The organism is Streptomyces sp. SID3343, assembly GCF_009865215.1.
GTDB lineage: Bacteria > Actinomycetota > Actinomycetes > Streptomycetales > Streptomycetaceae > Embleya.
Genome location: NZ_WWJX01000517.1, coordinates 1 through 7,491 on the forward strand (window position 1 = coordinate 1; position 7,491 = coordinate 7,491).

7 protein-coding genes are annotated in these 7,491 nt (G+C 73.4%); 2 read left to right on the forward strand and 5 right to left on the reverse strand.

The annotated features are described in order from the left end of the window. Both GT354_RS16295 and GT354_RS16300 read right to left on the reverse strand, forming a co-directional pair. The coding region (locus GT354_RS16295; RefSeq protein ID WP_346012051.1) for a glycogen debranching N-terminal domain-containing protein at positions 1 to 830 on the reverse strand (830 nt) is incomplete at its 3' end. Positions 831 to 1,032: 202 nt separating this feature from the next. Continuing rightward, positions 1,033 to 2,154: a DUF4192 domain-containing protein gene (locus GT354_RS16300; protein WP_161357038.1), complete on the reverse strand. Its 1,122-nt coding sequence runs from the start codon at positions 2,152 to 2,154 to the stop codon at positions 1,033 to 1,035. Positions 2,155 to 2,587: 433 nt separating this feature from the next. Between GT354_RS16300 and GT354_RS16305 the strand changes: the two genes are divergently transcribed. Then, positions 2,588 to 4,735: a RecQ family ATP-dependent DNA helicase gene (locus tag GT354_RS16305; RefSeq protein ID WP_161357039.1), complete on the forward strand. Its 2,148-nt coding sequence runs from the start codon at positions 2,588 to 2,590 to the stop codon at positions 4,733 to 4,735. Between the two features lie 196 nt (positions 4,736 to 4,931). After that, positions 4,932 to 5,585, forward strand: a complete 654-nt coding sequence (locus GT354_RS16310; RefSeq protein ID WP_161357040.1) for a hypothetical protein — start codon at positions 4,932 to 4,934, stop codon at positions 5,583 to 5,585. A gap of 12 nt (positions 5,586 to 5,597) precedes the next feature. Here GT354_RS16310 and GT354_RS16315 read toward each other — a convergent pair whose 3' ends face one another. From GT354_RS16315 to GT354_RS16325, 3 genes are all read right to left on the reverse strand, one after another. Then, positions 5,598 to 5,966, reverse strand: coding sequence for a hypothetical protein (locus GT354_RS16315; protein ID WP_161357041.1), 369 nt, complete (start codon positions 5,964 to 5,966; stop codon positions 5,598 to 5,600). A gap of 87 nt (positions 5,967 to 6,053) precedes the next feature. After that, on the reverse strand, positions 6,054 to 6,626 hold the full coding sequence (locus GT354_RS16320) for a hypothetical protein (protein ID WP_161357042.1): 573 nt from the start codon (positions 6,624 to 6,626) through the stop codon (positions 6,054 to 6,056). A gap of 270 nt (positions 6,627 to 6,896) precedes the next feature. After that, positions 6,897 to 7,491 (reverse strand): TerD family protein (locus GT354_RS16325; RefSeq protein ID WP_161357043.1); only part of this gene is annotated, 595 nt, incomplete at its 5' end.

Below are 7,491 nucleotides of genomic sequence, written 5' to 3' on the forward strand. Positions count from 1 at the left end.
AACGTGCGCGCGGTCCACAGTGCGTCGCGCCCGGTCGGGGCCAGCTGCCATGGCGCGCCCGCCATCGGCAGCGGCGCGGTCGGCAGGTCGGGGCCGGGCACCACGAGCAGTGCCCGCAGGTCCCGCAACCCCTGCTCCACCCAGGCCGCGACCCGTACGTCGTCACTGCGCACGCGCGGCTCGGCCCACGGCGGCTGCCCCGAGAACGCGCGCGGCCCCGCCCGGCCCGGCACGGGCTCGGCGACGATCCGCAACTCCACCGCCCACGAGCGGGCCGGGTCGAGCCCGATGTCCCAGCGCAGCGTGGCACCGGCCGCGAGCGCCGTGTCGGGCGCGGGCTCGGCGACGACTCGCACCGACATCCCGTCGGGCGCGCTCCACCCCAACCCGGCGGCCGCGACCCGCGCGGGCAGATCGATCGGGCGATGTCCGGCACGCAACGCGTCGAGTGGGATCAGGTCGGTGCCCAGGGCCAGTTCGAGGGGAAAGCGCAGCGGCCGGCGGCCGGTGTTGCGCAGCACGATCCGCTCGCGGCCGTCGGCGTGTCGAGTCCGCTCGACCACGAGTGCGGGGTCGGGCGTGGTGTCCGCGGCGAATCGGCGCATCGCGAGGTAACGCACCGACCCGGCCGCGACGACGTGGCCCGAGAGCGGTTCGGGTTCGGTCCCGCCGATCGTCAGCACGTTGCGCGAGAGCGTGCGCCTGCCGTCGTGGTAGACGCCTTGGACGCCGTGTCCGCGCAGTTGCGCGTCTCGCCCGCCGATCACCATGCCCGGCGCGTCCACGCAGACGAGCGCGTCGTGCGCGACGGGGTGCGGGGTCGTGGTCACGGTCACTGCTGTCGTCCCCACTCACTCTCGAATGCCTGCACTGCTCGCGAGCCCGCCGGTGCGTGCACCCCGCCGGGTGCGTGGCCCCACGCGAGACCCGGTTCGCGCGGGCGGGCCGGGCTCCGGCGCCGACCGGCCCCGGCCGCGGCCGGTCGCGCTCGGGCCCGGGGCCCGTCGAAAGGCGCCTCCCGCCACCCAACGGTCACGGCGCCCGGTTGGTCACGGCGTCGCGGAAGATCCGCCGCCGCACGTCGGCGGCGCTGAGCGGACTGTTGATCGCCGAGTGCAGGAGTCCGGCCATCGTGTAGCCGCCGTCGGCGCGCAGCGCCGCGGTCACCGCGACCCTTGCGAGCACCCCGTCGCCGACCGTCCACGCGGCCCACGCGGCGAGGGTCAGCGGCGCCGCGGAGGCGGGCGCGAACGCTCGCCGGGCGAGCGTGGTCCACAGTCTCAGGAGGGTGGGATCGTCGGTCGGCGGCTCGGCGCCGTGCCAGCCCATCACCTCGTCGCGCACCCGAGCGTCGCCCAGACCCAGGACGAGCCGCGCGGCCTCCTCCGGTTCGATCGTCGTATCGCCGGACCGAAACCGTGCGCGGTGCCCGGCCAGGGAGGCGAGCGTGCGCTCCGCGGCGAATCCCGGCGGGTCCGCGCGCACGCGCGCGAACGCGGCGATCATCACCTCGCGCAGCGCGTACTCCGGTGGCCGGAACCGTCGAACGAGGTCGGCCAACGCCACCGGCTCGGGCAGCCCCGCCCACACCGCGGTCGCGGCGACCGTCGAGCTGCGATCGGTGCGCAGGGGGGTGCCCTCCGGCGGGCAACAGCGTGCGTCGACACACCCGTAGGACCACCACCGCCCGGCCGTGACGCACACCGCCTCGCGAACCTCGATCGCCTGCCGCCCACACTCCCGGACAAGCGCCTCGTGCAGCGACCGGTGACGCTCCACGGCCGCCGGCAGCCCGGCGGCGCCCTCGCCCGGGGTCGGCGACGACGTGTCCTTCGAGGTCTCTCGGCCGTCCGGTCGGGTGTCCGCGTAGAACGCGACGGCCACGGCGTGCGCACCGGTGCGCCCGAGGAGACGGGCGAAGTGGAGTGCGGCGGCCTCGTGGTCGGCCGGCGGCGGCAGGTCGTGCCGCAGCACCGGCCCGACCCGGCTGCGTTCGCCGGGCAGGATCCCAAGCAGCACCACGCTGTCGGTGGGCCGCACCCCGATCAGGTAGGGCACCGCCTCTACGAGGTCTGCGGGCGAGCGCACCCGCAACACGGACTGCGGAGTCATGGACGTGAAGGATGTTTCGTCGATTCCACCGGTGTCGTTCATGCCCCGAGCCTGCGACCAACCGGTTACCGCCAGCCGGGCCCACTGTCCGACTGTGGACAACTACGACGCTGTTGATCAAACCCCACCAAAGCTTGACCGACGTCGGAACTCGGCGTGCGGTGACCGCTCCTCACGCCCGCGCACCACAACCCCGCGTCACCCGCGCGTCATCCCTGCGTCATCCCTGCGGCTCTCACCATGGCGTCACCCCCCGCGCCGAACCCGCGCACCCGATGGCGCACGTCCGCTCCCGCGTCGTCGAAGTCTCGCTTCCTCGACCGTCGCGCGGCACCCGGCCCGGGGCGAGGTTCACCGTGCGTCGAGCGGGCCGAGGTCGGGCCGGGAGCAAGGACCGGCCGCGCGGGCGCGACGTCGTCCACAGGCAATCCGTCGCACTTTTCCCAATGTCGCCGATGGCGGCTACAAAGGGAGCATGAGCACGGACGGCACGACCCCCGACGGCGGACCATCCGCACCCACCACACCACTGCGCGCCCGAGCGGACGCCGTCCTGCGCGACCTCGCCGGCGGCGACGCCCGACTACGCGAGGACCAGTGGCGAGCGGTCGAGGCCCTGGTCGCCGACCGACGCCGGGTCCTGGTCGTCCAGCGCACCGGCTGGGGCAAATCCGCCGTCTACTTCGTGGCCACCGCCCTCCTGCGCGAACGCGGCTCGGGCCCGACCGTGATCGTCTCGCCGCTCTTGGCCCTCATGCGCAACCAGGTCGAGGCCGCGGCCCGCGCGGGCATTCGCGCCCGCACGATCAACTCGGCCAACGTCGACGAGTGGGACGCGATCCAGGCCGAGGTGGCCGACGGCGCGGTGGACGTGCTCCTGGTCAGCCCCGAGCGGCTCAACAACCCGGATTTTCGCGACACGGTACTGCCCAAGCTCGCCGCCACCACGGGTCTGCTCGTCGTCGACGAGGCGCACTGCGTGTCCGACTGGGGCCACGACTTCCGCCCCGACTACCGTCGCCTGCGCACGCTCCTGGAGGAGTTGCCGGTGGGCGTCCCGGTGCTGGCCACCACCGCGACCGCCAACGCCCGGGTGAGCGCCGACGTGGCCGAGCAGTTGGACCCGCACGGCGACGCGCTGGTGCTGCGCGGCACCCTCGACCGCGAGAGCCTCTCGCTCGGCGTGCTGCGCCTGCCGGACGCGGCCGAGCGCCTGGGCTGGCTCGACACCCACCTGCCGGATCTGCCGGGCTCGGGCATCGTCTACACGCTCACCGTGGCCGCCGCCGAGGAGGTCACCGCGTTCCTGCGCTCGCGCGGCCACGCGGTCGCTTCCTATTCGGGCCGCACCGACGACGCCGAGCGGCGGGTCGCGGAGGCCGACCTGCTCGCCAACCGGGTCAAGGCGCTCGTGGCCACCTCGGCGCTGGGCATGGGCTTCGACAAGGGTGACCTCGGTTTCGTCGTGCACTTGGGCGCCCCACAGTCCCCGATCGCCTACTACCAACAGATCGGCCGCGCCGGCCGCGCGGTCGAGCGCGCCGACGTCCTGTTGCTGCCCGGGCAGGAGGACGAGGCCATCTGGCGCTACTTCGGCTCGCTGGGCTTTCCCGCCCGCGAACAGGTCGAGCGCACCATCGCCGCGCTGGCCTCGGCCGGTCGACCGTTGTCCACGCAGGCCCTGGAACCGCTGGTCGACCTGCGCCGCAACCGCCTGGAGCTGATGCTCAAGGTGCTCGACGTGGACGGCGCGGTCAAGCGCGTGCGCGGCGGTTGGACGGCGACCGGCCGCCCGTGGGAATACGACGCGCAGCGCTACGCGCGGGTGGCCGCGGCCCGTGAGCACGAACAGCAGTCGATGCGCGACTACCAGTCGCAAGGCACGTGCCGGATGCAGTTCCTGCGCCGCTGCCTGGACGATCCGGGCGCCGCCCCGTGCGGACGTTGCGACGTGTGCGCCGGGCCGCGCCACGACGCCGGGGTCGATCCCGCGTCGCGGGACGCCGCCCGGGCCGCGCTCGGCCGCCCCGGCGTCGAGGTCGAACCGCGCCGCATGTGGCCCACCGGCATGGCGCAGGCGGGCATCGAGCTCAAAGGCCGCATCCCCGACACCGAACAGGCCGGCGCCGGCCGGGCGCTCGGCCGTTCCTCCGACATCGGCTGGGGCAACCGGCTGCGCCCGATCCTGGCCGCCGGCGCCCCCGACGCCCCGATCCAGGCGCCGGTCTTCGACGCCGTCGTCCAAGTGCTCGCGGCGTGGGGCTGGGCACGCCGCCCGGTCGCGGTCGTCACGATCGCCTCGCACACGCGCGGCGCGCTGATCGACAGCCTCGGCGAGCGCCTGGCGAGCGTCGGCCGCATGCCCTGGCTGGGCCGAGTCGAATACGTGCCCGGCGCCGGCGGCCCCGTGCCGCGCAGCAACAGCGCGCAACGCCTGCGCTCGCTCGCCGACGCGTTCGTGATCCCGTCCGAACTCGCCGCTCGTCTGGCCGGCCTCGACGGACCGGTGCTCCTCGTGGACGACCGCACCGACACGGGTTGGACGCTCACCGTCGCGGCCCGGCTGCTGCGCCGGGCGGGAGCCGACGAGGTGTTGCCGCTGGTGCTCACGATGGAGGGGTGATTCGCCGCGATACGCCCCCTGATCGTCACGTGGGAGAGCCGAACGCTCACGTGCATGTGTTGCCGAGTTCACCGACCGCACGCAAGAATCGACAAGGCGTTCTCTTCACTTTCCCGCGGGCCTCGCGATGCCTCCCCGTCCCGAGCCGTCCGTTCGCGGGGCGCGCGCCACTGTCGCCCCGGACGGAAGGAGGACCGTGCACTTCGCCGCAACAGCCTCCCGGGCCGCGGTCGGCCCCGACGCCGGCGCCGTTCCCTCCCGTTGGCTCGATCCCCCGACCTGGCGCGCGCGCGAGATCCCGCTCATGCGCGACCCGCGCACGCTGATCAAACGCCTGCACGCGCTGCACGCACCGAAACCGGGCACCGCCGTGGTCGCGGTGCTCGACGCGAGCGAACGCCCGGTCGCCAGCGCGTCGTTCGCGATCGGCGACGGGCGCACCGACGGGTGGCGGTGCCGCAATCTGATTCTGAAGAACCTGCGCCTGATCGTCCCCGACGATCTGCGCCGAGGCACGCCGACGCATACCACGGTGCTGCTGTTGTGTCGTGAGGGTGCCCGCGAGTGGGCGGCGGACGACGGCTGCTGGATGTGGGGGCTGCACGACGCGTGCGTGCTGCACGGCCTGCGCTGCGGGGCGTTCGCGGTGGTGGCCGACGACGGCTGGCAGGTCGTGGCCGACGGGCGCCGCGGCCGCAGCCCGGCCCTGTACCCGGGCACGCGCACCGGGCGCCATACGCCGATCAGGGCAGCGGGCAACGCCTCGGGCCGCCCCGCGGCACGGATGCCGCAGGTGCGTTACCTGCCGAAGACGGGGCCCACTCCCCTGGTACGACCCTCCGCGTCCTGAGAACGCGTCGGATCAGGCGGTGAGACCGCGCGCCGCGAGCCAGTCGACCAGGTCGGTCGTGACCGTCAGCGCGTGATCCTGCACAAGTTCCGGGCTCTGGAGCCGACTACGCAGGTGCTGCGCGTGGAACGGCTTTATCCCGGAGATCAACTTGCGCACCCCGAACACGTTGCAGAACGCACGGTCGTCACCGGCCGAGAAGGCACGGTCCCACTCCTGGCGCTCCGCCCCGATCAGGGTGGTGTAGGCGTACCGGTTGAGATAGCCCGACAACATGTCGATGACGGTGCTACAGGCCCGGTACTGCTGTATTTTCAGCCGGTCCTCCTGGTCGCTGAGGAACCGGTCAAGGAGCTGCGCGATCGACGGCGATTCCGACATGGAAACGAACCGTAGCCGACCTTGCCCCCTCGCGGGGGCAGGGGGCCCGAGATAGCCCGGTCCGGACCCGTACGGGCCCCCTGCGTGCTACGCGAGGCCGGTCAGGGCGCGGACCCGCTCGATGTCGCCGCACACGGTCACCGAAGCCCCGGCGGTGAGCGCCGCCTTGAGCGTCTGCCCGGCGGTGGCCTCGTCGACGAATCCGTTCACCACGACGACGAGCGTGGTCCGCCGCAGCGGACGCGACGCGGGCAGCGACGCGTAGAACACGTCCTTGCCCTCGTCGTATTGGCGCCAGTACTGCGTGGCGCCGAAGGTCTCCTCGTGCTGCTGCCACGGGTGCGCTCCACCCGTGGTCAGGACGAGGATCGAGCCGGGTTCGGCGCCGGCTTCCAGGAGAGCGTCGACCGCGTCGTCGGCGACGTCGAAGACGTTGTCGGCGGTCGCGGCAAGCAGCGTGACGCGCGGCGCGGCGGCCGGAGCCGACTTGCCGGGCTTGGCCGGCTTCCCGGCGGCGGGCTTGCCGGCGCCCGCGGCGGTCGCCTGACGCGGTACTGCGGGCTTGGGCGGCCCAGGCTTGGGGCCGGGACGGGGCCCGGGCTTGGGCGCCGCGCCGGGGGAGGCCGGCTGCGGCACGGACGGGGCGGAGCTTGCGGTCACAGGTGCGGACGTCGCGTCCGCGGTGTTTTCGGCAGTCACCGGATTCACAGTCATGTCTGGGGAAGGCTCGGTTCGTTCGTGGCGGTACCGGGATGCCCGGCGGTGAGGAGACGCGGGGAGGGATCGGTGGAGTCCCGTTCCCCGGAGAACACACGCGGCATGGTGGCAGTCCTATCAAAGCCGCGCGGGGCGTGCCCACCCAGGGTGCCCCTGGGGTGTGGCCCGGGCGTACGACGGCGCATCCTACGATGCCCCGTCAGCTCGGCCGGATCAATCGTCCACCACCACCCCGTGTTCGATCACCAAAGCTGCCAGGCCCTCCGCATATCCTTGCCCGACCGCACGCAGGCGCCAAGAGTCGCCGCGCCGATAGACCTCGGCCAGGATCATGACGGTCTCGTCGCCGCCGCTCAACCGAAATTCGGCGAGTCGGCGGCAGGTCACGGGGTCGACGATACCGACGGTGACCGGGACTTGGGCGAAGGTGGTGCCACTCGTTGCATCCAGAGCGAGCGCGACCAGGACCCGACTGCGTCCTTCGGGCAGGGTCGTGACGTCGATCTCGACCGAGTCGGAGCCCGGTTCGACCTCGTCCGCGGCGCCCGTCTGGAGCTTGCCGGCCATTCGTACCGCGCCGCTCGCGTGCACCGGTTGGTTGAAGAACACCAGGTCACCGTCGTCGCCCACGCGGCGGTCGTCGTCCAGGACCAGGGCCACCGTGTCACCGTCGGCCTGTCCGGGCGCCCACCACGCGGCCTCGATGCGGACCGTACCCGCGAAGGGGCCGAGGTCCTCGATCGTGACGGCCTGGCCCCGGGTCAACTCCCGCGGCGGCTCGTCGGCCGGCCGGGGCGGCGCGGGCGGG

What these genes read in the sequence shown, in the direction of transcription:
- GT354_RS16300 (WP_161357038.1), bottom strand. Translation starts at nt 2,154, where the DNA reads ATGAACGACACCGGTGGAATCGACGAAACATCCTTCACGTCCATGACT.
- GT354_RS16315 (WP_161357041.1), bottom strand. Translation starts at nt 5,966, where the DNA reads ATGTCGGAATCGCCGTCGATCGCGCAGCTCCTTGACCGGTTCCTCAGC.
- GT354_RS16305 (WP_161357039.1), top strand. Translation starts at nt 2,588, where the DNA reads ATGAGCACGGACGGCACGACCCCCGACGGCGGACCATCCGCACCCACC.